Below are 23,396 nucleotides of genomic sequence, written 5' to 3'. Positions count from 1 at the left end.
GGTCGAGGGCGGCCGCACCGGCCCGTCAGTCCGTGTCGCTCTCCACCGGCTCCGTACGCTCCGGCAGTTCGGCCGCGAGCGCGGCCGACGCCTGGACGAGGGGGAGCGCGAGCAATGCCCCGGTTCCTTCGCCCACAGTGACGCCGTGATCGAGCAGCGGGTTGAGCGCCATACGGTCGAGCGCCTTCGTCTGCGCCGGTTCGCCGCTCACCTGGCCCGCCAGCCACCAGTCCGGCGCGCGGAACGCCGCACGCTGCCCGACCAGCGCACACGCCGCCGATACGACTCCGTCGAGGATCACCGGCATTCGGCGTACGGCGCTCTGCAGCAGGAAACCCGTCATCGCGGCCAGATCCGCGCCGCCCACCGCCGCCAGCAGCTCCAGCTGATCGCCGAGCACCGGCCGGGCGCGCCGCAGTGCGTCACGGATCGCCGCGCACTTGCGCATCCAGGCCAGATCGTCGATGCCCGCGCCGCCGCGGCCGGTCACCACCGAGGCGTCCGTGCCGCACAGCGCGGCGATCAGCGTCGAGGCGGGCGTGGTGCCGCCGACGCTCAGATCGCCGAGTACGACCAGGTCGGTGCCGGAGTCGGCCTCCTCGTCGGCGATCGCCATGCCCAGGCGTACGGCCGCCTCGGTCTCCTCGATCGTCAGCGCGTCCTCGATGTCGATACGTCCGCTGCCGCGCCGCACCCGGCGGCGTACCACCTCGTCCGGCAGCAGCCCCGGGTCGCAGTCGAGCCCCGCGTCGACGATCCGCACCGGCACGCCCATCCGGCGGGCCAGCACGGCGACCGGGCTCGCGCCCTCCAGCGTGGCGCGCACCAGCTCGTGCGCGGAGCCGGACTCCCGGCCGGAGACGCCCAGTTCGGCCACCCCGTGATCACCGGCGAACAGCACCACGCGCGGCCGCTCGATCGCCTTGACCGGCACGGAGGCCTGCGCGGCCGAGAGCCACTCGCCCAGCTCGTCGAGCCGGCCGAGGGCGCCGGGCGGGACGGTCAGCCGCTCCCGGCGTTCCTCGGCGTCACGCCGCATACCGCTGTCGGGACGCTCGATCAGGTCGGAGAAGTCGTCGAGATTCAGCCTGCTCATTCGCCGAACAGTACCGGCAGCGGTGTCGCGGCAGGGCAGCGCCTGTCAGCTGCGCAGCACGAGGGCCTGGCCTGCGACGACCAGCAGGACGTGCTCGCACTCGGCGGCGAAGGCGGCGTTGAGGCGGCCCAGTTCGTCGCGGAAGCGGCGCCCGGAGGCGGTGGCCGGCACGACGCCGCTGCCTACCTCGTTGGTCACCGCGACGACGGTGCGCGTGGTCTGCCGTACCGCGGCGACGAGTTCGGCGACCCGCTCGTGCAGCGCGCGCTCGCCGTCCGCCGCCCAGGTGGCGTCGTCCCAGGCGCCCACCCGGTCCATCGCGTCGGTCAGCCACAGCGAGAGGCAGTCGATCAGCACCGGCGGCCCCTCCTCGGCGAGGACGGGTACGAGATCGCAGGTCTCGCTCGTACGCCAGGAGCCCGGGCGCCGCTCGCGGTGCAGGGAGACCCGGTCGGCCCACTCGGCGTCCCCCTCGCGATGGCCGCTCGTCGCGACGTACAGCACCTCGGGGAAGGTCTCAAGCCTGCGCTCGGCCTCCAGGGACTTGCCCGAGCGGGCGCCGCCGGTGACGAGGGTGCGGCGGGGGATGTCGGGGACGGCGTGGTACTCGCCGACGATCAGCGTCGTCCCGTCCGGTACGGCCCGCGCGCCCGCGGCGGCGAGCCGCCGGCCCAGCTCGGGGCGGCCGCCGGTGACGTCGTGGTCGATGTGCACGGCGATGATGTCGGTGGTCGCGCCGATCGCGCCGGTGGCGCGCAGCCGGGCGATCGCGTCGGGCCGTCCGATCACATCGGCGACGACCATCTCGTATGCCGCGCGGCCCTCCGCGAGGCCTGCGGGCGAGCCGCCCGGCGGAAGGTAGAGCAGCCGCTCGCCCTCCGGGGACGTCACCTCGTACCCCGTGCCCGGCTGATCCATCGGGACGGCCCGCACCCGGTGCCCGCTGATCAGCGTCAGCTCCCGCCCGTCCGGCACCCGCCCGGCCGTGGGCAGCCCGGCGGGCAGATCCACGGCGGGCCCGTCGTGCGGATGCGTGAGCAGCACCTGCCGTACGCCGACGAGCGAATGCCCGGCCCGCGCGGCGGCGAGGGCGGCGCCGGGGGTGAGGTCGAGCAGCAGGGCCCCGTCCACGAGCAAGGCGGTGGCGGCCCGCGCGGACGCTCCGCGCGCGGTGGCGCAGGCGGCGCACGGACAGTCGGGCCGGGGGAGTCCGGCGGGGGCGCCGGTCCCGAGCAAAGTGAGTTCCACGCTCACGATCCTCCCGCGTCACCGCGGGGCGTGCGCGCCCGGCTACGCTGCGGGCAGGAAAGAGATCACTGGTGGACCTTGGGAGGCGCACATGGCATGGACGTGGCGGTTCGAGAAGTCCGACGGATCGGAGGTCCAACCGGCGGTGCAGCCGGAGGAGTTCACGACGCAGGGTGACGCCGAGTCCTGGATCGGCGAGTGCTGGAAGGAACTTCTCGAGGGCGGCGCGGACCAAGCGGTGCTGTCGGAGGACGCCACAAAGATCTACGGCCCGATGAGCCTGCACGCGAACGAGTCGTAGCCGGGGAGGGTCGGGGGCGCTGGGGGTACGAGGTACCCCCAGGCCAGGCCCGGTGGGGCGCTCCCCGACGCTGTCGGAGCGCCGTCGCGCCGGAACGTCGCCGTCGGCCGTCTTGGGACCGCCCCGCTCCACGAACTGCACAGGCACGCGCTGCCGCCGTCCGGCCCCGACTGCGCGAAAGTGCCGGGCAGAGCCTCGCGGCGCGAGGCGGCAGCCCCGGAAGGGGATCGGGGGTCGCCCCGTACCTGGCCAGGAGGCATATCAGTGGTCCGCGGAGACCCGGCCGCCCGTCTCCACGCAGCGCGGCAGAATGTCGGTTTTGGCGCCCGGCTTCGTAGTGGAGCCCACAGTCCATAGAATCCGCCGCTGTGACTCGACAGAAGAACGCGATATTCGTCGACGCCTCGGGGCGCCGGCGCCGCCTGGTGAGGTACGCGTCCCTTGTCATCGGTGCCGCGTGCGTCTGCTTTGTTGTCATTGTTCTGGCCGGGCTCTTCGGTGCCGGGCCGACCGGCGGTCCGCTGCCCTGGAGCCGGAGCGGGCAGGATCCGGCCCCCACCGGCGAACCGACGCCTTCCACTGCCGAGTCCCGGGAAGCCGCCGACGACGAGGCCGAAGTGGACCCGGTCTCCGACACGGCCTCTTCTGCGGCCCCCGCCACCAAGGGTGCCGACGCATCGGGAAACCCCGGCACCGACGCAACCGGCCCGGCCGCCACCGCGGCGCCCGAGCCGGCCCCGACGGCAAGTGATCCTCCCGGAAACTCCGGCAACGCCCCCGGCGCAGCCCGGCTGCGGACGGCAAGGGGCCGAAGTGACCCGGCACGCCCTGCGCCGCGACCCCCGTGCCCACTGGGTGCTCCTGAGCCTCACCCTGGCCGTCGCTGCCACCGCGCTGCTCTTCAGCGGCTACGGGAGGCACGAGATAGCCTTGACCGTCGCACCCGCCACCCGGTGCCCGGCCACCCCGGCGCCCGACTTCGCCGACGGTCCCGTCCTGCGCAAGGCCCCCAGAACCTCAGAGGCCGCAGGCTCCCGGATGCCCTCCGGCAGCGTCGCCCTCACCTACGACGGCGGCCCCGACCCGGCCTGGACCCCGCGCCTTCTCGACCTGTTGAAGCAGCACGACGCCAAGGCCACCTTCTTCCTCACCGGCACCGAGGCCGCCGCCCACCCCGATCTGGTACGCCGAATCAAGGACGAGGGCCACGAGATCGGCTCGCACACCTACACGGACGCCAATCTCGCCGGCCTCTCCGAGCCCCGTGCCCGACTGGAACTCGCCCTCACCCAGAACGTCCTGGCCGGCACAGCGGGCATCGGCGCCCATCTGCTGCGCCTTCCGCACACCACTGACGTCGCCACCCTCTGCGCCGACATGGGCGAGGCGGCGCGGCGCGCCATCGCCGACGGCTATGTCCTCGTCGCCGCCGACTCGTCCGGCCGTGACGCCGCCCGGGGTGCCGTACGCCAGCTCACCGGCTCGCCCGACGCCGTCACGGAGACCGAGCGGCTGTTGACCACCACCCGCGGTGACCGGGTCACCTACACGACCGTCGGCGCCGGTCTCGGGCTGCGGGGCACCACCTACGCCGTCTCCACCGCCGCCGAGTGGAAGGGCGCCGCCGTCGTCCGCGCACAGCAGGCGTCGCGGGCCTTCGCCGACGGCATGACCTGGTTCCTGCTCGTGGCCGGTGGGATCACCGTGGCCCGGCTGCTGATGCTGTTCACCGTCGCCCGTGTCCATGTGAAACGCGTACGTGCCAAGCGCTCCCGACGTCGCGGCGCCCCGCGCGTTCCGCCCCTCACCGACCCGGTCTCGGTGATCGTCCCCGCGTACAACGAGGAAGCGGGCATCGATGCGACCGTTCGTTCGCTGCTCGCCTCCACCCACGAGGCCGTGCAGATCATCGTTGTCGATGACGGCTCCACCGACCGGACCTTCGAGATCGCCGAGGCGATGGACGACCGCCGGGTCATGGTCGTCCGTCAGCCCAATTCCGGGAAGGCCGCCGCCCTCAACACCGGCCTCGCCTGGGCCCATTTCGACATCGTCGTCATGATCGACGGCGACACGGTCTTCGAGCCCGACGCGATCTTCAATCTGATCCAGCCGCTCGCCGACCCGCGCGTCGGCGCGGTCAGCGGCAACACCAAGGTCGGCAACCGGCAGGGTGTCCTCGGCCGCTGGCAGCACCTCGAATATGTCATCGGTTTCAACCTCGACCGCCGCATGTTCGACGTCATGGAGTGCATGCCGACCGTTCCGGGCGCGATCGGAGCGTTCCGCCGCGAGGCCGTGGTCGGCGTCGGAGGGGTCAGCGAGGACACCCTCGCCGAGGACACCGACCTCACCATGGCCCTGTGCCGGGCCGGCTGGCGCGTGGTCTACGAGGAGTCGGCCATCGCCTGGACCGAGGCCCCCTCGACGGTGCGTCAGCTGTGGAAGCAGCGGTACCGCTGGTGCTACGGCACCTTGCAGTCCATGTGGAAGCACCGCGGCGCGCTGCTGGAGCGCGGCGCCGGAGGCAAACTCGGCCGCCGTGGCCTCACCTACCTGCTGATGTTCCAGACGGTCCTGCCGTTGCTCGCCCCGCTCGTCGATGTCTTCGCCCTGTACGGGGTGCTGTTCCAGGGCGCGGGTCAGGCGGCGGCGGTCTGGCTCGCCTTCACCGCGGTGCAGGTCTTCACCGCGTTGTACGCGCTGCGTCTGGACCGCGAGAAGTTCGAGCCGCTGTGGACCCTGCCGCTCCAGATCTTCGTCTACCGGCAGCTGATGTACCTGGTCGTCGTTCAGTCGGTGGTCACGGCCCTGATGGGTAACCGTCTGCGGTGGCAGCGGATGCAGCGCAGCGGGTCGGCGACGGACGTCCTGGAGGACCGTCGTGCGACGAGTGTCTGACGTACCTGCCGGCGGTACGGCAGACGGCCGGTGTGGCCGGTATCGGCGTTTCAACGGTGTGAGACATGCTCGGCCGATGAACGGTGCTTCCGGCCCGGTCAGGTCAGTCCCGGTGCCGTCCCCGGGAACCCGGTGCGAAGCTCCCGCATGGCAGGTCTGCGTCCCGCTGTACGCGGGCGGCGGAGGCGTTGGACTCAGCCCCGCTGGCGTCGGCGGCGCGAAGCTGCCGTTTCCCGGGGGCGCGTGGCGCGGGTGTGCGCCTCGGTCCCGCTGGTGGTGGCGGCGCGAAGCTGCCGCTACCCGGGGTGTGGGGGCGCCGGCCCCCGGGGTCTGGGGCCTTCCCCAGTCTCGGGAAGGGGCGGGTAGGGGAAATCCCCCGGGCGCCCACCACGGACCGGCGCCCCCTCAAATCTCCCCCAGCGTCACCTCCACCCTCCCGCTCTCCCCGCCCCGCAGATACGTCACCCCCACCCTCTGCCCCGGGCTGTAGGACGCCAGCGCCTCCGCCAATGACGTGATCGTTGTGATCTCCGCGGAGCCCAGCTTCGTGATGATGTCCCCGGCCCGGAGCCCCGCCTTCTCCGCCGCGCCCCCCTTCGCGACCTCCACCACCGCCACCCCCGCCGGCTGGTAGTTGTCGTCCAGCACCGTCCGCGCCGTGATGCCCAGCGCCGCCTGGCCCGAGTCCGTGACCTTGCCGTCTTTGATGATCTGGTCAGCGATCGACTTCACCGTCGAGGCGGGGGCGGCGAAACCGATACCCGGCGCCGGCGCGCCCTCCATACCCGAATCCGTCGCCGCCAGCGTCGGAATCCCGATCACCTCGCTGTCCAGATTGGCCAGCGCCCCACCACTGTTGCCCGGATTGATCGCCGCGGACGTCTGCACCATGTTGGCGATCGTCGCGCCCGTGCCGCCGGCCTCCGGGCTCTCCGTCACGGTGCGGCCCACCGCCGAGACGATGCCCTGGGTGACGCTGCTGGACAGGCCCAGCGGCGAGCCCATCGCCAGGACGATATGGCCGACCTCGACCTTGGCGGAGTCGCCGAACTTCGCGGGCTTCAGCCCTTCCGGGACCTTGTCCAGCCTGATGACGGCCAGGTCCTGCTGCGGGAAGGAGGAGACGAGCTTCGCGGTCATCGCCTGCTCACCCGTCGCTGCCGTCACCAGGAAGGACTTCTCCGCGCCCACCACATGCGCGTTGGTGACGACATGGCCCTTCGTGTCGTAGACGATGCCGGAGCCCAGACCGCTGCCCGCCTCGATCTGGACGACCGACGGCAGCACATTCCTGATCACGGTCTGGTAGTCGCTCTGCAGATCGTTGTCGGCCCCGGGCGCCGCCGCCCGCGCCGAGGAGTCCGGCGTCGACGAGCCGGACGTGCAGCCCACGGCCAGCGCGACCGCGCAGACCGTCGCGGTCACCGGCAGCAGCACATGACGTCGTACGAGGGAGGCATCCATGTCCGGAGTATCGCTTTCGCCCCCAGGGCCTGGCCTGCGTTGCGCATCCGATCAGGGGGCCGACGCGAGGAACTGAGTCGCCGCCAGTTCCCCGTACAGCGGATCCGCCGCCACCAGCTCGCCGTGCGTGCCCACCGCCCGTACCTTCCCCGCCTCCATCACCACGATCCGGTCCGCCAGCGTCACCGTCGACAGCCGGTGCGCCACCACCAGCACCGTCACATCCCGGGCCACCTCTGCGACCACATCGCGCAGCGCCATCTCATTGACCGCGTCCAACTGCGAGGTCGCCTCGTCCAGGAGGAGCAGCCGTGGCCGCCGCAGCAGCGCACGGGCGATCGCGACCCGCTGCCGCTCGCCGCCCGAGAGTTTGGAGCCGCGGTGCCCGACCACTGTCTCCAGGCCGTCCGGCAGCCGCTCCACGACCGCGTCGAGCCTGGCCCGTACGAGCACGTCCCGGATCTGTTCCTCGCTCGCGTCCGGCGCGGCGAAGACCAGGTTCTCCCGCACTGTCCCCGCCAGCACGGGAGCGTCCTGCTCGACATAGCCGATCGCGGCGCGCAGATCGGCCAGCGGCCAGTCCCGTACGTCCTTGCCGTCGACGAGGATCCGTCCGCCACTCGCCTCGTAGAACCGCTCGATCAGCCCGAAGACGGTCGTCTTGCCCGCCCCGGACGGGCCGACGAAGGCCGTCATCCCGGCACCGGGCACCTCGAAGGAGACTCCGTGATGGACGTACGGAAGATCGTCGCGGTAGCGGAAGGTGACGTCCTCGAAAACCACCGACGCCGGACCCGTGCCCGCGTCCCCCCGCGGCGTCGTCAGCGTCTCCGTCTCCAGCCGCTCCGCCTCCACGATCCGCGCGATCGCCGCCGAGCCCACCTGGTACTGCGAGGCCGCGTCCACGAGCCTCGACACCGGGTCGATCAGATAGAAGAGGAAGAGCAGAAAGGCCACCAGCGTGGATATGGAGATCGCGCCGGAGGCGACCCGCGCCCCGCCGATCCCCAGCACCGCCAGGAACGACACCTGTACGGCCAGGCCCACCGACGACCAGGCCGCCGACTGCCACTTCGCGGACCGTATGCCGTGCCGCCACGCCTCCCGCGCCGCCCTCGACACGACCGCCGTCTCGCGCTCCTCGGCCCCCGACGCCTTGACCGTACGGAAGGCCCCGAAGGCCCGCTCCAGCACGGTGGAGATCTCGCCGACCGCCTCCTGCGAACGCTGCGTCGCCTGCGCGATCTTCGGCATCAGCAGCCCGACACAGCCGCCGATCAACACGATCACGCCCAGCGTCACACCGAGCAGCACCGGGTCCATCAGGCCCATCATCACGATCGTGGCGACAAAGGCGAGCCCGCCGGCCGCCGCCGAGACGATCGACTGGGTGGTCACCGCACGCAGCAGCGTGGTGTCCGAGGTGACCCGGGACATCAGATCGCCGGGCTGGGTCCGCTCCACCTCCGGCAGCCGCAGCCGCAGCAGCCGCCCGATCAGGGTGCGGCGGGCGGCCAGCACCACGGACTCGGCGGTGCGTTCCAGGATGTACTCGCCGACCGCCTCGATCGCGGTGCCGAATACCACCAGCGCGGTGAGCAGCGCCAGGATCCCGGTGATGGACTGATCGTCGCCGAGCCGGTCGACCAGGGTCTTGGCGGCGAGCGGCTGGGCAAGACCGGTGACTGTGCCGACCAGGGTCAGGGCGGCGCCGAGCGCGACGACCCAGCGGTGCGGGCGGAAATGCGCGTACAACGCCCGCCAGGTCTCCCGGGCGGGCAGTCTGACGGGCGGCTTCTCGACGCCAGTGGCGTCTGCGGGCTCTGCGGGCTCTGCGGTGTCTGTGGTCTCTGCGGACTGTGTGGTGTCTGTGGTGTCTGCGGTTTTCGCGGCGGTTTCTGCGGCGGTTTCTGCGGTAGTCACCTCAGCGAAGACGCGAAAACCCCCTGAACACCTGAGCGGTTGCCCGAATCAGCTCAGCCGCGTACGCCGCACAGATGCAGCAGGGCCGCGACCCGGCGGTACGGATCCGTGCGCCCCGCGCGGTCCTCCGCGGCCAGCAGCCGCTCCAGCTCATCGGCGGCGGGCAGTTCGGTCTCGTTCGGCACGTTGTCGGTGAAGACCCGCACCCCGTACCAGGCGTGCAGCGGCGCCGCGATCCCCGCCAGCGTCGCCGTCAGCGCGTCGAGCCGGTCCGCCCGCACCGCAAGCCCGAGCCGGTTGGTGTACGTGCCCGAGTCGAAGGCGGTCAGTGCCCCGGGCCAGTCCCCGGCCAGCCCCGGCCGCATGGCCAGCGCGTCCCCGTTCCGTACGAGCAGGGAGAGCAGGCCCCCGGGCGCCAGCATCCTGGCCAGGCCCGCGAGCATTGCGTCCGGTTCCTGGACATACATCAGCACCCCGTGGCAGAGCACCACGTCGAAGCTGCCGGGCAGGAAGTGCACCCCGGTGTCCCGGCCGTCGCCCTCGATCAGCCGGACCCGTTCACGGATCCCGGCCGGCTCGGTGGTGAGCGACTCACGGGCCGCCCTCAGCATCTCGGCATCGGACTCCAGACCGGTCACCGTGTGCCCGGCCCGCGCCAGGCGCAGCGCCTGGGTGCCCTGGCCCATGCCGACGTCGAGGATCCGCAGCCGCTGCCCGACGGGGTAGCGGGCCGCAATCTGCTCATCGAGCTGACGGGCGACGAGCTCTTGGCGGACGGTGTTGCGCAGCGCCCCGAGCCCACCGAGCCAGCTGGCCGCAGCGCCCTCGAAACCGACCGTGCTCAGGGCCGCTCTCCGCGCTTGACCTGCGGCTTCGGCAGACGCAGCCGACGCATCTGGAGCGTACGCATCAGGCCGTAGGCGACGGCGCCGCGCTTGGGCTCGTTCGGGAACCGCTCGTTCAGCTGCTTCTTCAGCCTGATCGACAGACCGACCGAGTCGACGATGATCAGGACGATCACGCCGAGCCAGAGCAGCAGAGCGATGTTCTGCAGGGAGCCCACCCGGACCATGCTCAGGACCAGGATCACCACCGCGAGCGGCAGGAAGAACTCCGCGATGCAGAAGCGCGAGTCGACGAAGTCGCGCACGAACCGGCGGACCGGTCCCTTGTCACGGGCCGGCAGGTAGCGCTCGTCGCCACTGGCGAGTGCCTCCCGCTGCTTGGCCAGATCCGTGCGGCGGGCCTCCCGCTGGCGCTTCATCGCCTCCTTGCGGTCGGCCGGCGCGCTGGAGGCGCGGCGGCGCTGGGTCTGGGCCTCACTCCGCTTGGGCGTGGGGCGGCCCTTCGGGGCCTCGGGGTCGCGGGGCTGCTTGGAGAGGTCCAGCGGCACCTTGTCGGTGGGGGACTTCTCTTCCTTGGAACGGCTACCAAACACAAAGCCCAAGGGTACGGGGTGGAACGCGTCGGCCCAACGCCGGTGGGGAACGATCCCGCAACACCGAGCGTCTGTAGGGGACAGAAGCCCGGCGGAAGCCGGACAGAGCGGACGTTGCCCAAGGTTTCCCTGACGGCCACCTACTCCTTGCGCCGGATCGGAGCTCTGAGCACTCGTCCTTGGGGAGGAGCGCATCCGCGCTCGAACAGTGCGGTAATAGATGCAGGGCCCGTACTGTGGGTTCTGTTGGAGTGCTGAAGCTGAGTCCGTCAGAAGGGGGCGCGCGAAGCCCATGAGCGGTGTCATGAAGCGTATGGGGATGATCTTCCGCGCGAAGGCAAACAAGGCCCTTGACAGGGCCGAGGACCCGCGCGAGACCCTCGATTACTCGTACCAGAAGCAGCTGGAACTGCTGCAGAAGGTGCGCCGCGGAGTCGCCGATGTGGCGACCTCCCGTAAGCGGCTCGAGCTGCAGCTGAACCAGTTGCAGGGACAGTCGACCAAGCTGGAGGACCAGGGCCGCAAGGCACTGGCGCTCGGCCGCGAGGACCTGGCGCGCGAGGCGCTGTCCCGCCGTGCCTCGCTCCAGCAGCAGGTCACCGACCTGGAGACGCAGCACCAGACGCTGCAGGGTGAGGAGGAGAAGCTCACTCTCGCCGCCCAGCGGCTGCAGGCCAAGGTCGACGCCTTCCGTACGAAGAAGGAGACCATCAAGGCCACCTACACCGCGGCCCAGGCCCAGACCCGGATCGGCGAGGCATTCTCCGGCATCTCCGAGGAGATGGGCGACGTCGGCCTGGCGATCCAGCGGGCCGAGGACAAGACCGCCCAGCTGCAGGCCCGGGCCGGCGCGATCGACGAACTGCTCGCCTCCGGCGCCCTGGACGACCCGTCCGGGATGGCCAAGGACGACATCGCCGCCGAGCTGGACCGCATCTCCGGTGGTACTGATGTAGAGCTGGAACTGCAGCGGATGAAGGCCGAGCTCGCGGGCGGCTCGACCTCGAAGCAGGCCATCGAAGGCGGCACGACCGACCAGCAGGACGCTGCTCCGCAGCAGAACACCCCGCACAAGTTCGACAAGCAGTAGGGACTCGTCATGATCGTACGGATCATGGGGGAGGGGCAGCTGAAGCTGGCGGACAGCCACTTCAGCGAGCTGAACAAGCTGGACGACGAACTGCTGGCCGAGATGGAGAGCGGCGACGGCCCCGGCTTTCGGCAGACCCTCCACGCGCTCCTGGAGAAGGTCCGCGAGCTCGGCGAGCCGCTGCCGGACGACTCCCTGGAGCCGTCAGAGCTGATCCTCCCGGCTCCGGACGCGACTCTCGAGGACGTACGGCACTTGCTCGGCGACGACGGCCTGATCCCTGGCTGACGCTCGCACTCCAACAGACAGCGGCGCCCCGCTCCGGCCGGTCCGGAACGGGGCGACGGTGTGTGTCCGCCGCTCCCCGCGAAGTACACCGCCGTCGCGACACGCCGTACCGTTGCTGGATGTGACCTTTACTGCCACCGGGTTCGCCCGCACCCAGCGCTGGCTCCGTGCGCATCCGCTGGCGTTCGACGGCGCGCTGGCCGTGGCGGTACTGCTCTGCATGCTCGTCGGCTCCTTCGCCGACCCGAACGGACCGCACGGACCGCAGTTCGGGAGCCGTACCCCCGAACTGCGCAGTGTGATGCTGATGGTCCTGGTCGCCGGCGCCCTCGTCTTCCGCCGGCGCAACCCGATGGCCGTGCTCGTGTTCACCACCACGGTCTCCGTCGTCGAGCTGGTCGCGGGCGATCCGGCCGCCCCGGTCGCGATGAGCGCCGTGATCGCGCTCTACACCGTCGCCTCCCGCACCGACCGGCCCACCACCTGGCGGGTCGGCCTGCTGACCATGGCCGTGCTGACCGGCGCCGCGATGTTCTTCGGCTCGACCCCCTGGTACACGCAGGAGAACCTCGGCATCTTCGCCTGGACCGGCATGGCGGGGGCCGCGGGAGATGCCGTACGCAGCCGCCGTGCCTTCGTCGACGCGATACGCGAGCGGGCCGAGCGCGCCGAGCGCACCCGAGAGGAGGAGGCCCGCCGCCGGGTCGCCGAGGAGCGGCTGCGGATCGCCCGCGACCTCCACGATGTCGTCGCGCACCACATCGCCCTGGTCAATGTGCAGGCGGGCGTCGCCGCCCATGTCATGGACAGACGTCCCGACCAGGCCAAGGAAGCCCTCGCGCATGTACGGGAGGCCAGCCGCTCTGCGCTGAACGAACTGCGTGCCACGGTCGGCCTGCTCCGCCAGTCCGGCGACCCGGAGGCCCCCACCGAACCTGCTCCCGGCCTCGATGTGCTCGACGAGCTGGTCATCACCTTCCGGCAGGCCGGTCTGCCGGTCGAAGTCGCCCGCGCCGACGACGGTGTCCGGCTGCCCGCCGCCGTCGACCTCGCCGCGTACCGGATCATCCAGGAGGCGCTGACCAATGTGCAGAAGCACGCGGGCTCGGACGCGAAGGCCGAGGTGAGTGTGATCCGGGTCGGCCCGACCCTGGAGGTCACCGTGCTGGACAACGGCGCGGAGGCGGACGGGCCGAAGGACGGCGGCGGCCACGGTCTGCTCGGCATGCGCGAGCGCGTCACCGCACTCGGCGGCGCCCTCACGGCGGGGCCCCGCTACGGCGGCGGCTTCCGCGTACAGGCGATACTTCCCCTCAAGGCCCGTTCGGGGGAGGACAGATGACGATCAGGGTGCTGCTCGCCGACGACCAGACACTGCTGCGCAGCGCGTTCCGGGTGCTGGTGGACTCCGAGCACGACATGGAGGTGGTGGGGGAGGCCGCGGACGGCGCCGAAGCGGTCGCCCTCGCCCGCTCCACCAAGGCCGATGTCGTGCTGATGGACATCCGGATGCCCGGTACGGACGGTCTCGCCGCGACCCGCATGATCAGCGCGGACCCGGAGCTCACCCATGTACGCGTCGTCATGCTCACCACCTTCGAGGTGGACGAGTACGTGGTGCAGTCGCTGCGGGCCGGGGCCTCGGGCTTCCTCGGCAAGGGCGCCGAGCCGGAGGAGCTCCTCAACGCCATCCGTATCGCCGCCGCGGGCGAGGCGCTGCTCTCCCCGGTCGCGACCAAGGGCCTGATCGCCAAGTTCCTTGCGCAGGGCGGCACTTCGGACGACGGGCCGGAATCCCAGGCGTACTCCGAGCGGCTCGACGCGCTCACCGGACGCGAGCGCGAAGTCCTCGTCCTGGTCGCCGGCGGCCACTCCAACGACGAGATCGCCGAGCGGCTCGAAGTCAGCCCGCTGACCGTCAAGACCCATGTGAACCGGGCGATGGCGAAACTTGGCGCCCGCGACCGCGCCCAACTCGTGGTCACTGCGTACGAATCGGGCCTGGTACGCCCAAGGGTGGAGTGAGCCGGCGGCTCGGCGTACTCCAGCTGCGGTATGCGCGAGATAAGGAACTGGACCTGCGGTCGAGGGGTGAGCCCCTTCGAATGGCTGATCGTATAAGCGGGGCTGCCGACTGCGCCCCGCCATACCCTCAACGTTCCTCCTGCCGCGAAAGCCACAGAAGAGAGACCCCATGTCCTGGCTGTCCAGATTCAGCCTGTCACAACGGGCCTTGATCGGTCTGATGTCGATCGTCGCGATCGTTTTCGGAGCGATCGCCATCCCGCAGCTCAAGCAGCAGCTGCTGCCCTCCATCGAGCTCCCGATGGTGTCGGTGCTCGCCCCCTACCAGGGCGCGTCTCCCGATGTGGTCGAGAAGCAGGTCGTCGAACCGCTCGAGAGCACGCTCAAGGCCGTCGACGGAATCAAGAGCATCACCTCCACGGCGAGCGAGGGCAACGCCGTGATCATGGCCAGCTTCGAGTACGGGGACGGCACCAAGCAGCTCGTCGCCGACGTGCAGCAGGCCGTGAACCGGGCCCGCACCCAGCTCCCCGCAGATGTCGACCCGCAGGTCATCGCCGGTTCGACGGACGACATCCCGACCGTCGTCCTCGCCGTCACCTCCGGCAAGGACCAGCAGGCACTCGCCGACCAGCTGGAGCGCACCGTCGTACCGGCGCTCGAGGACATCGACGGCGTCGGCCAGGTCTCCATCGACGGCGTCCAGGACTTGCAGGTCTCCGTCACCCCCGACGACAAGAAGCTCGCGGCGGCCGGCCTGAACACCATGGCGCTCGCCGAGGCGCTGAAGGCGGGCGGCGCGACCATGCCGGCCGGCTCCTTCGCCGAGGACGGCAAGAGCCGCACGGTCCAGGTCGGCGGCGGCTTCACCACGCTGAAGCAGATCGAGGACCGGCGGATCGCGCCGACGCCGCCCGCGGACGGCAAGCCCGTCCGTCTCGGTGACGTCGCGACGGTCAAGCAGACGCCGTCGACCGCGGTCTCCCTGACGCGTACGAACGGCAAGCCGAGCCTCGCCGTCCTCGCCACCATGGACAACGACGGCAGCGCCGTCGCCATCTCCGACGCGGTCCGGGACAAGCTGCCCGGACTGCGCAAGGACCTGGGCTCCGGCGCCGAGCTGACCGTCGTCTCCGACCAGGGCCCGGCGGTCTCCAAGTCGATCTCCGGTCTGACCACCGAGGGCGCGCTCGGCCTGCTCTTCGCGGTGATCGTGATCCTGGTCTTCCTGGCCTCGCTCCGCTCCACCCTCGTCACCGCGGTCTCCATCCCGCTGTCGGTCGTTCTCGCGCTGATCGTGCTGTGGACCCGCGACCTGTCGCTCAACATGCTCACGCTGGGCGCCCTGACCATCGCGATCGGCCGGGTCGTCGACGACTCGATCGTGGTCCTGGAGAACATCAAGCGGCACCTCGGCTACGGCGAGGAGCGGCAGAGCGCGATCATCACCGCGGTGAAGGAGGTCGCGGGCGCGGTCACCTCGTCCACCCTGACCACGGTCGCCGTCTTCCTGCCGATCGGCCTGACCGGCGGCATGATCGGCGAGCTGTTCGGCTCGTTCTCGCTGACCGTCACGGCAGCCCTGCTGGCCTCGCTGCTGGTGTCGCTGACCGTGGTGCCGGTTCTGTCGTTCTGGTTCCTGCGCGCGCCGAAGGCCGTACGGGGGATCGACCCGGACGAGGCCCGGCGCAAGGCGGAGGAGAAGGAGGCGCGCAGCCCGCTGCAGCGGCTGTACGTCCCGGTGCTGCGCTTCGCGACCCGGCGCCGCCTGACCAGCGTCGCGCTCGCGATCGTCATCCTGGTCGGCACCTTCGGCATGGCCCCGCTGCTCAAGACCAACTTCTTCGACCAGGGCGAGCAGGAGGTCATGTCCGTCAAGCAGGAACTGGCCCCCGGTACCAGCCTGGAGGCGGCCGACGCCTCCGCGAAGAAGGTCGAGAAGGTCCTCGACGGCCTCGACGAGATCAAGGACTACCAGGTCACCGTCGGCTCCTCCGGCTTCATGGCGGCCTTCGGCGGCGGTACGGGCGCGAACCAGGCGTCGTACCAGCTGACCCTGAAGGACGCGGCCTCGTACGAGAAGACCCGTGACCGCATCGACGAGGAGCTCGGCAAGCTCGACGGCATCGGCGACACGACGATCGCGGCGGGCGACGGCTTCGGCAGCCAGGACCTGAGCGTCGTGGTGAAGGCATCCGACGCGGACACGCTGAAGAAGGCGTCGGAGGCGGTACGGGCCGAGGTGGCGAAGCTCGACGACGTCACCGACGTACAGAGCGACCTGGCGCAGAGCATCCCGCGGATCTCGGTCAAGGCGAACGCAAAGGCGGCCGACGCGGGCTTCAACGAGACGACGCTGGGTCTGGCCGTCGGCCAGGCAGTGCGCGGCACCCCGTCGGGCAAGGCGATCCTGGACGACACCGAGCGCGATGTCGTGATCACCTCGGCGAAGCCGGCGCGGACGCTGGCGGAGCTGCGGGCGCTGCCCCTGGGCCCGGTGAAGCTCGGCGACATCGCGGACGTGAAGCTGGTGCCGGGACCGGTCTCGATGACCCGGATCGACGGCTCGCGCGCCGCGACGATCTCGGCGAAGCCGACGGGCGACAACACGGGCGCGGTCAGCGCGTCGCTGCAGAGCAAGCTGAACTCCCTCGACCTGCCGGAGGGTGCGACGGCCTCCATCGGCGGCGTCTCGGAGGACCAGGACGAGGCGTTCGCCTCACTGGGGCTCGCGATGCTGGCGGCGATCGCGATCGTGTTCATGCTGCTGGTGGCGACGTTCCGCTCGCTGATCCAGCCGCTGATCCTGCTGGTCTCGATCCCGTTCGCCGCGACCGGCGCGCTGGGGCTGCTGATCGCCACCGGCACCCCGATGGGTGTCCCGGCGATGATCGGCATGCTGATGCTCATCGGCATCGTGGTCACCAATGCGATCGTGCTGATCGACCTGATCAACCAGTACCGCTCGCAAGGCCTGGGTGTGGTGGAAGCGGTCATCGAGGGCGGCCGCCACCGGCTGCGCCCGATCCTGATGACGGCGCTCGCGACGATCTTCGCGCTGCTCCCGATGGCACTGGGCATCACGGGTGAGGGCGGCTTCATCGCCAAGCCGCTGGCGGTGGTGGTGATCGGCGGCCTGATCACCTCGACGCTGCTGACGCTGCTGCTGGTGCCGACGCTGTACGCGATGGTGGAGCTGCGGAAGGAGCGCCGCGCGAAGAAGAAGGCGGCGAAGCGCCTGAAGAAGTCGGGAGGTGAGCCCACCGCGGCCCCGAAGGACGCGGAGGAGCCGGCCCCGGCCAACGCATAACGCTTCACTCGAGCCACCCGGCCCGGACCCCTTCGGGGGCCCGGGCCGGGTGGCGTGGGGCCTCCGGGCAGGCGCCCGGGCTCAGCAGGCGCCCGTGCTCAGCACAAGGACTTGTGCAGCACGATGCACGGGCGGCCGTGCTCGGCATCCTTGCGGCGGGTCAGCTCCTGCCAGCCCTGGGACGTCCAGAAGCGCAGCGCCGGCTCGTGGTTCCCCAGAACCGCGAGGCGCAGCCCCTCGCGGCCCTCGTTGCGGAAGCGTTGTTCCGTCATGTCGGCCAGCGCGTGGCCGATGCCCTTGCGGTGCAGGTCGCCGTGGATCATCAGCGTGCCGATCCAGGGCAGACCGTCCACCGGATGGCGGTCGAGCAGGGACAGGATCCCGTTGAGCCGGCCCTGTGGATCCCGGGCGAGCAGGATCTCGGCGCCCTCCATGCCGGCCTCCTTGCGGAGGTCCGCCTCCACCCGGTCGGGGCGGATGTTCTCGGGGTCGTACTCACCCGCAGCCCGCCAGTACTCCGGATTACTCGCGTACAGGTCCACCACCTCGGCGATCTCCCGAGGGGAGAACCGCAGGGGGGAAAGAAAGAACGTGGACATGCGGGCCAGGGTATACAGACGTCACGATGGGCTTGTCGGCCTGCCGCACCCGCAAGGAGCTCCGCATGGCGACGTATGTGCTCATCCCCGGTGCCGACGGTCGCGCCTGGTACTGGCACCGGGTCGTGCCGATGCTGCGCGAACGGGGACACGATGTCATCGCCGTCGACCTGCCGAGCGACAACACCGCCGGCCTCACCGAGCACGTCGACGCCGTCATCGGCGCGATCGGTGACAAGGCCCCCGCACCCGGCCCCGTCCTCGTTGCCCAGTCCCTCGCCGGCTTCATCGCCCCCTTGGTCTGCGAGCGCACCCCCGTCCAGCAGCTGATCCTCGTCAACCCCATGATCCCGGTCCCCGGCGAGACCGCGGGGGAGTGGTGGGACAACACGGGCCGGGCCGAGGCCGCCAGGGCCTTCGCGGCCGAGGAGGGGCGCGACCCCAACGCCGGATTCGACCTGGTCGTCGACTTCTTCCACGACGTACCGCAGGACGTCACCGACGAGGCGATGTCCGCCGAGGCGTCCGGCCCCTCGGAAGCCCTGTTCACCGAGCCGTGGCCCCTCCAGACCTGGCCGGACGTCCCCACCCGCTTGCTGCTGGCACGCGACGACCGGTTCTTCCCGCTCGCGTTCCAGCGGCGTATCGCCGCGGAGCGCCTGGAAGGCGTCCCCGTCGAGGACCTGCCCGGCGGGCACCTCGTCGCACTGAGCCATCCGATAGAGCTGGCCGACCTGATCTGCCGCACCGAGGCCTCGTCCTAGCAGGGGAGGCGTCGTCTCGCAGGGCCGAAGCGATACAAGCCGAAGCGATAGAAAGGGGCGCCCCGGTCGACACGACCGGGGCGCCCCCCATCCCCCTCGGTGGTACGTCCTACGGCAGCGCCAGCATCCGCTCCAGCGCCAGCTTCGCGAAGCTCTCCGTCTCCTTGTCGACCTGAATCCGGTTCACCAGATTGCCCTCCGCCAGCGACTCCAGCGCCCACACCAGGTGCGGCAGGTCGATGCGGTTCATCGTCGAGCAGAAGCAGACCGTCTTGTCGAGGAAGACGACCTCCTTGTCGGGGTGCGCGTTCGCGACCCGGCGGACCAGGTTGAGCTCGGTGCCGATCGCCCACTTGGAGCCGGCCGGGGCCGCCTGAAGCGTCTTGATGATGTACTCCGTCGACCCGACGTAGTCCGCGGCGCTCACGACCTCGTGCTTGCACTCCGGGTGCACCAGGACGTTCACGCCCTCAATCCGCTCCCGCACATCGTTGACCGAGTCCAGCGAGAAGCGACCGTGCACCGAGCAGTGCCCGCGCCACAGGATCATCTTGGCGTCCCGGAGCTGCTCGACGGTCAGTCCGCCATTCGGCTTGTGCGGGTTGTAGAGGACGCAGTCGTCGAGCGACATGCCCATGTCCCGTACGGCGGTGTTCCGCCCGAGGTGCTGGTCCGGCAGGAACAGCACCTTCTCGCCCTGCTCGAAGGCCCAGTCCAGCGCGCGCTTCGCGTTCGACGAGGTGCAGATCGTCCCGCCGTGCTTGCCGGTGAAGGCCTTGATGTCCGCGGAGGAGTTCATGTACGAAACGGGCACGACCTGCTCGGCTATGCCGGCCTCGGTCAGCACGTCCCAGCACTCCGCGACCTGCTCGGCCGTCGCCATGTCGGCCATCGAGCAGCCGGCGGCCAGGTCGGGCAGCACGACCTTCTGGTCGTCGGAGGTCAGGATGTCCGCAGACTCGGCCATGAAGTGCACACCGCAGAAGACGATGTACTCGGCCTCCGGCCGCGCCGCGGCGTCCTTGGCCAGCTTGAAGGAGTCCCCGGTGACGTCGGCGAATTGGATGACCTCGTCGCGCTGGTAGTGGTGGCCGAGGACGAAGACCTTGTCCCCGAGCTTCTCCTTGGCTGCGCGAGCGCGCTCCACCAGGTCCGGGTCGGACGGGGACGGCAGGTCGCCGGGGCACTCGACACCGCGCTCGCTCCTGGGGTCGGCTTCGCGGCCGAGCAGCAGCAGGGCGAGCGGCGTCGGCTGGACGTCGAGCTCCGGGCGGGCTTGGGCGGTGGTCACGACACGCACCCTTTCTTTTCTGCAGACAGACCTTCTCGTCTATTTGACGCTATCTATCATAACCCCTTCATGTCACTTTGACGATGGCGATAGCGTCGATGTGACGCACCCCCCGTCCACAGGTCAGTGCCCCTTCCCGATCCGGTGTGCGAGCATGAAGGGGAAAGACTAGGGCTCGACCCGGAATGAATCCGGGGCCCCGCCGGTTGCAATCGTCGGCAAGCAGTCTCCGTACAACCCGGGAGAGAAGCAGATGTCCGTATCGGACGAGACCACCACCGTGAGCGACGGCATCCTCCTGTCCGACGCCGCCGCGGCCAAGGTCAAGGCCCTGCTGGACCAGGAAGGCCGGGACGACCTGGCGCTGCGCGTCGCCGTTCAGCCCGGCGGCTGCTCGGGCCTGCGTTACCAGCTGTTCTTCGACGAGCGTTCGCTCGACGGCGATGTCGTCAAGGACTTCGGAGGCGTCAAGGTCGTCACCGACCGGATGAGCGCCCCGTACCTCGGTGGCGCGTCCATCGACTTCGTGGACACGATCGAGAAGCAGGGCTTCACGATCGACAACCCGAATGCGACCGGGTCCTGCGCCTGCGGCGACTCCTTCAGCTAAAGCTGCGTACGCACGAAGGCGGCGGCCCCTGGAAATCAGGACCGCCGCCTCCGTCATGCCCAGGCGCTACTTCAGCGGGACGGCCTCACCCGTCGCCGCGTCCACGACCTTCCGGTCGCCCAGCGGCTTGTCCAGGGTCACCTTCTCCGTCAGCTCCTTGGCGATCATGATGCAGACGCGCTTCGGATCCGGGTTCGACTCGGTGATCGTCACCTTCACCTGACTGCCGCTCTCGCTCGCCTTCGCCGCGTAGTCGCTGCACACCCCGCCCCAGAACGTCAGGCTCAGCGTCCGCCCGTCCCGCCCGTCCACGCTGTACGACAGGACGCGCCGGTCGGACGGCGCCGCGGGATCCTGCGGCGGCTCGGTCGGCTTGATGTCCTTCTGCGGCGTGGCCTCCTTCAGATACTTCGGGTCCACCGCGGGCTGCGTGACCGTGAACGGCTGGGCGCCGCCATTGGGCTTCACCTCGAACAGCCACGACGGGACGAGCGCCTGCTGCCCGTCCACGAACTGAGCGGCCAGCCCGAAAACCGCCTTGCTGACAGTCAGCCGCTCGGGGCCGGCCGGCTTGCCCTTGGGCTCGCACGGCGCCTCGGGCTTCTGCTCGCCCTCCAGCGGCACCGGCGTGGCGCAGCCGCCGATCCCTATCGTGCCGCTGTCCCGGCCCGCCTGGTTCAGCTGCTTCAGTGCCTCCTGTGCGGAGAGCACCGGATACTCGTCGCTCTTCACGGGCTTCTTCAACTGCCCGCTGCCGCCGACCACTTGACCGTCCGCGCCGACCTGGATCCCGGTCGACCAGCCGTACGTCGGCAGCCCGCCGACAACCGGGTCGGCGTTCACCACCCGTACCGCGCCCATCAGTTGGCGGGCGTCCAGCTCGGCGTCGCTCTGGCCGAGTGCGTTCAGTACGGGGGCCGCGGCCTTCTTCGCGGCCGCCTCGCTCACCGGCGCGGTGCGGGCCGTGCTCTCGCCCGTCGTCCCCATGTCGGCACGGGACGGACAGACGTCGACCTTCTTGCAGTTGTCACCGCCCGGCGAAGTCCCGTACCTGGCGAATGTCCAGGTGCCCGGCGCCTGCTTGTTGACCTGCAGCAGCGGGCCCGCGCCGTCCTTGTCCGCCCCGATCTTCCAGTCCGGGCCGGCCGGCCGCGGTGTGCCCGGCACCCCGAGCGCCTTCGCCAGCGCCGTCACCTCGGCCGCGGTGACAGCACCCTTCGTACGGTGGACGGATGCCTTGCCGGGACCGTCCGGCAGCTTGCCCTCGGCCCGGTAGACGATCCCGCCACCCGAGGGGTCGGGCTCACCGGGTGCGATGCCGGGGCTGCCGGTGGAGGTGTCCAGGGAAAGCAGCGGCGGCTTCGCGTCGCGCTGCGCGCCGCTCTTGGCGTTCGCGCTGCCGTCGCTGCCGCCGAAGCCGGATGTGGCGAAGTACGCACCGCCGCCACCCGCGACCAGCACCGCCGCCGCCACCGAGGCGACGGCGAGCGGGGAACGCCGGCGGCGGGGGCTGTCGTGCGTGTTCTCCGTGCTGCTCACCGCATCGCTCCTTGTCTCGTGTCCCCGTTGTACGGGGACACGGATGGGACGGAGCGGGGGAGCGCACGGTTCCCTTGTGCGCCCTCAGTCGTCGGCCCTCGGCCCTCGGCCGTCAGTCGTCGATCGTCAGTCGCCGTAGTCGGACATCGCGTCGATCAGCCGGGCGGACGAGGCGGGCACGACGACACCGTGGATACGGGACGGCGGCACCGGCGCGGGCACGGCGGCCGCGGGCACCACCCAGTGCGGAGCCATTCGCGCGCAGTCGCCGCGCAGCAGATCCAGAGTGATCTCGGACTCCCGCGGCTCGCGCGGGGCGATGGGCTTCCTCATATCCGCACCGTACGCACCAGGGAGTCCCGGAAAAAGGCCTACTATCGGGTAGTTTCCGCACTTCAGTCAGGGTGCTCGGACCCGGTAGCGTTAACTGTCAACGCCCCCCCTTCTCAGGAGCGTCCCAGCCGTGCGAATCGCAGTCACCGGCTCCATCGCCACCGACCACCTCATGACCTTCCCCGGCCGCTTCGCCGACCAGTTCGTCGCGGAGCAGTTGCACACGGTCTCCCTCTCCTTCCTCGTCGACAACCTCGATGTGCGCAGGGGCGGAGTCGGCGCCAACATCTGCTTCGGAATGGGCCAGCTCGGCACCGGGCCGATCCTGGTCGGCGCCGCCGGGTCCGACTTCGACGAGTACCGCGCCTGGCTCGACCGCCACGGCGTGGACACCGACTCCGTCCGTATCTCGGAGGTCCTGCACACCGCGCGCTTCGTCTGCACCACGGACTCCGACCACAACCAGATCGGCTCCTTCTACACCGGCGCGATGAGCGAGGCGCGCCAGATCGAGCTCAAGTCCGTCGCCGACCGGGTCGGCGGCCTCGACCTCGTGCTGATCGGCGCGGACGACCCCGAGGCGATGCTCCGCCACACCGAGGAGTGCAAGACCCGCTCGATCCCGTTCGCCGCAGACTTCTCCCAGCAGATCGCGCGGATGAGCGGCGACGACATCCGCACCCTCCTCGACGGCGCCACGTACCTCTTCTCCAACGAGTACGAGAAGGGGCTCATCGAGTCCAAGACCGGCTGGAGCGACACAGAGATCCTGGACAGGGTCGGCCACCGGGTCACCACACTCGGCTCGAACGGCGTCCGCATCGAGCAGGCGGGCGAGGAGCCGATCGAGGTCGGCTGCCCGGAGGAGGACGCGAAGGTCGACCCGACCGGCGTCGGCGACGCGTTCCGGGCGGGCTTCCTCTCCGGCCTGTCCTGGGGTGTGAGCCTGGAGCGCGCGGCGCAGGTCGGCTGCATGCTGGCGACGCTGGTCATCGAGACGCTCGGCACGCAGGAGTACACGCTGCGGCGGGCTCACTTCATGGACCGCTTCACCAAGGCGTACGGCCACGAGGCGGCGGCGGAGGTCCAGGCCCACCTGAGCTAGCCGCCGGGGCTCCGCCCCGGATCCCGCGCCTCAATCGCCGGACGGGCGGAAATTTCAGCCCGTCCGGCGTT

20 protein-coding genes are annotated in these 23,396 nt (G+C 70.6%); 10 read left to right on the top strand and 10 right to left on the bottom strand.

Translation table 11 applies throughout. The features are described from left to right. Positions 1-25 precede the first annotated feature (25 nt). On the bottom strand, positions 26-1,096 hold the full coding sequence (gene cobT / locus ACZ3H8_RS12915) for a nicotinate-nucleotide--dimethylbenzimidazole phosphoribosyltransferase (protein ID WP_467400841.1): 1,071 nt from the start codon (positions 1,094-1,096) through the stop codon (positions 26-28). A gap of 45 nt (positions 1,097-1,141) precedes the next feature. Then, entirely contained in the window at positions 1,142-2,344 is a 1,203-nt protein-coding gene (locus tag ACZ3H8_RS12910; protein WP_467400839.1) for a bifunctional adenosylcobinamide kinase/adenosylcobinamide-phosphate guanylyltransferase, read from the bottom strand. Positions 2,345-2,435: 91 nt separating this feature from the next. Here ACZ3H8_RS12910 and ACZ3H8_RS12905 point away from each other — a divergent pair, with 91 nt between their 5' ends. Next, positions 2,436-2,645, top strand: coding sequence for a hypothetical protein (locus ACZ3H8_RS12905; RefSeq protein WP_467400836.1), 210 nt, complete (start codon positions 2,436-2,438; stop codon positions 2,643-2,645). 813 nt (positions 2,646-3,458) lie between these two features. After that, entirely contained in the window at positions 3,459-5,546 is a 2,088-nt protein-coding gene (locus tag ACZ3H8_RS12900; RefSeq protein ID WP_467400834.1) for a bifunctional polysaccharide deacetylase/glycosyltransferase family 2 protein, read from the top strand. 405 nt (positions 5,547-5,951) lie between these two features. Here ACZ3H8_RS12900 and ACZ3H8_RS12895 read toward each other — a convergent pair whose 3' ends face one another. From ACZ3H8_RS12895 to ACZ3H8_RS12880, 4 genes are all read right to left on the bottom strand, one after another. Next, positions 5,952-7,010: a S1C family serine protease gene (locus tag ACZ3H8_RS12895; protein ID WP_467400831.1), complete on the bottom strand. Its 1,059-nt coding sequence runs from the start codon at positions 7,008-7,010 to the stop codon at positions 5,952-5,954. Between the two features lie 51 nt (positions 7,011-7,061). After that, positions 7,062-8,792 carry an ABC transporter ATP-binding protein gene (locus ACZ3H8_RS12890; RefSeq protein WP_467401294.1) on the bottom strand — a complete coding sequence of 577 codons (1,731 nt, stop codon included), beginning with the start codon at positions 8,790-8,792 and terminating at the stop codon, positions 7,062-7,064. A gap of 194 nt (positions 8,793-8,986) precedes the next feature. Continuing rightward, positions 8,987-9,721, bottom strand: coding sequence for a class I SAM-dependent methyltransferase (locus tag ACZ3H8_RS12885; protein ID WP_467401291.1), 735 nt, complete (start codon positions 9,719-9,721; stop codon positions 8,987-8,989). Positions 9,722-9,774: 53 nt separating this feature from the next. Further along, a complete protein-coding gene (locus tag ACZ3H8_RS12880; RefSeq protein ID WP_467400829.1) occupies positions 9,775-10,371 on the bottom strand; it encodes a DUF3043 domain-containing protein in 597 nt (198 codons plus the stop codon). 304 nt (positions 10,372-10,675) lie between these two features. Between ACZ3H8_RS12880 and ACZ3H8_RS12875 the strand changes: the two genes are divergently transcribed. From ACZ3H8_RS12875 to ACZ3H8_RS12855, 5 genes are all read left to right on the top strand, one after another. Further along, positions 10,676-11,461, top strand: coding sequence for a PspA/IM30 family protein (locus ACZ3H8_RS12875; protein WP_467400827.1), 786 nt, complete (start codon positions 10,676-10,678; stop codon positions 11,459-11,461). 9 nt (positions 11,462-11,470) lie between these two features. After that, positions 11,471-11,749 carry a PspA-associated protein PspAA gene (pspAA, locus tag ACZ3H8_RS12870; protein ID WP_467400825.1) on the top strand — a complete coding sequence of 93 codons (279 nt, stop codon included), beginning with the start codon at positions 11,471-11,473 and terminating at the stop codon, positions 11,747-11,749. Positions 11,750-11,861: 112 nt separating this feature from the next. Continuing rightward, complete coding sequence (locus tag ACZ3H8_RS12865; RefSeq protein ID WP_467400823.1) at positions 11,862-13,091, top strand: sensor histidine kinase; 1,230 nt, start codon at positions 11,862-11,864, stop codon at positions 13,089-13,091. After that, a complete protein-coding gene (locus ACZ3H8_RS12860; RefSeq protein WP_467400821.1) occupies positions 13,088-13,774 on the top strand; it encodes a response regulator in 687 nt (228 codons plus the stop codon). The genes ACZ3H8_RS12865 and ACZ3H8_RS12860 overlap by 4 nt, the downstream gene beginning before the upstream one ends. Before the next feature lie 169 nt (positions 13,775-13,943). After that, entirely contained in the window at positions 13,944-17,084 is a 3,141-nt protein-coding gene (locus tag ACZ3H8_RS12855) for an efflux RND transporter permease subunit (protein ID WP_467400820.1), read from the top strand. 98 nt (positions 17,085-17,182) lie between these two features. Here the strand turns inward: ACZ3H8_RS12855 and ACZ3H8_RS12850 are convergent, their stop codons facing one another. Beyond that, a complete protein-coding gene (locus tag ACZ3H8_RS12850; protein ID WP_467400817.1) occupies positions 17,183-17,683 on the bottom strand; it encodes a GNAT family N-acetyltransferase in 501 nt (166 codons plus the stop codon). A 65-nt stretch (positions 17,684-17,748) separates the two neighbouring features. Here ACZ3H8_RS12850 and ACZ3H8_RS12845 point away from each other — a divergent pair, with 65 nt between their 5' ends. Then, on the top strand, positions 17,749-18,447 hold the full coding sequence (locus ACZ3H8_RS12845; RefSeq protein WP_467400815.1) for an alpha/beta fold hydrolase: 699 nt from the start codon (positions 17,749-17,751) through the stop codon (positions 18,445-18,447). Positions 18,448-18,556: 109 nt separating this feature from the next. Here ACZ3H8_RS12845 and nadA read toward each other — a convergent pair whose 3' ends face one another. Then, complete coding sequence (gene nadA / locus ACZ3H8_RS12840; protein WP_467400814.1) at positions 18,557-19,747, bottom strand: quinolinate synthase NadA; 1,191 nt, start codon at positions 19,745-19,747, stop codon at positions 18,557-18,559. Between the two features lie 244 nt (positions 19,748-19,991). Here nadA and ACZ3H8_RS12835 point away from each other — a divergent pair, with 244 nt between their 5' ends. After that, positions 19,992-20,348: an iron-sulfur cluster assembly accessory protein gene (locus ACZ3H8_RS12835; RefSeq protein WP_030745999.1), complete on the top strand. Its 357-nt coding sequence runs from the start codon at positions 19,992-19,994 to the stop codon at positions 20,346-20,348. A 66-nt stretch (positions 20,349-20,414) separates the two neighbouring features. On the opposite strand, the gene ACZ3H8_RS12830 is transcribed toward ACZ3H8_RS12835, so the two are convergent. Both ACZ3H8_RS12830 and ACZ3H8_RS12825 read right to left on the bottom strand, forming a co-directional pair. Continuing rightward, positions 20,415-21,887, bottom strand: a complete 1,473-nt coding sequence (locus ACZ3H8_RS12830; RefSeq protein WP_467400811.1) for a hypothetical protein — start codon at positions 21,885-21,887, stop codon at positions 20,415-20,417. A gap of 126 nt (positions 21,888-22,013) precedes the next feature. Continuing rightward, complete coding sequence (locus ACZ3H8_RS12825) at positions 22,014-22,220, bottom strand: hypothetical protein (RefSeq protein ID WP_467400809.1); 207 nt, start codon at positions 22,218-22,220, stop codon at positions 22,014-22,016. A gap of 130 nt (positions 22,221-22,350) precedes the next feature. Here ACZ3H8_RS12825 and ACZ3H8_RS12820 point away from each other — a divergent pair, with 130 nt between their 5' ends. Beyond that, positions 22,351-23,325, top strand: coding sequence for a carbohydrate kinase family protein (locus ACZ3H8_RS12820; protein ID WP_467400806.1), 975 nt, complete (start codon positions 22,351-22,353; stop codon positions 23,323-23,325). Positions 23,326-23,396: the final 71 nt, after the last annotated feature.

It is taken from the genome of Streptomyces sp. NPDC002868, from assembly GCF_055563295.1.
The sequence above is the reverse complement of the archived record's forward strand: the minus strand, read 5'-3'. Positions and strand labels throughout refer to the sequence as shown.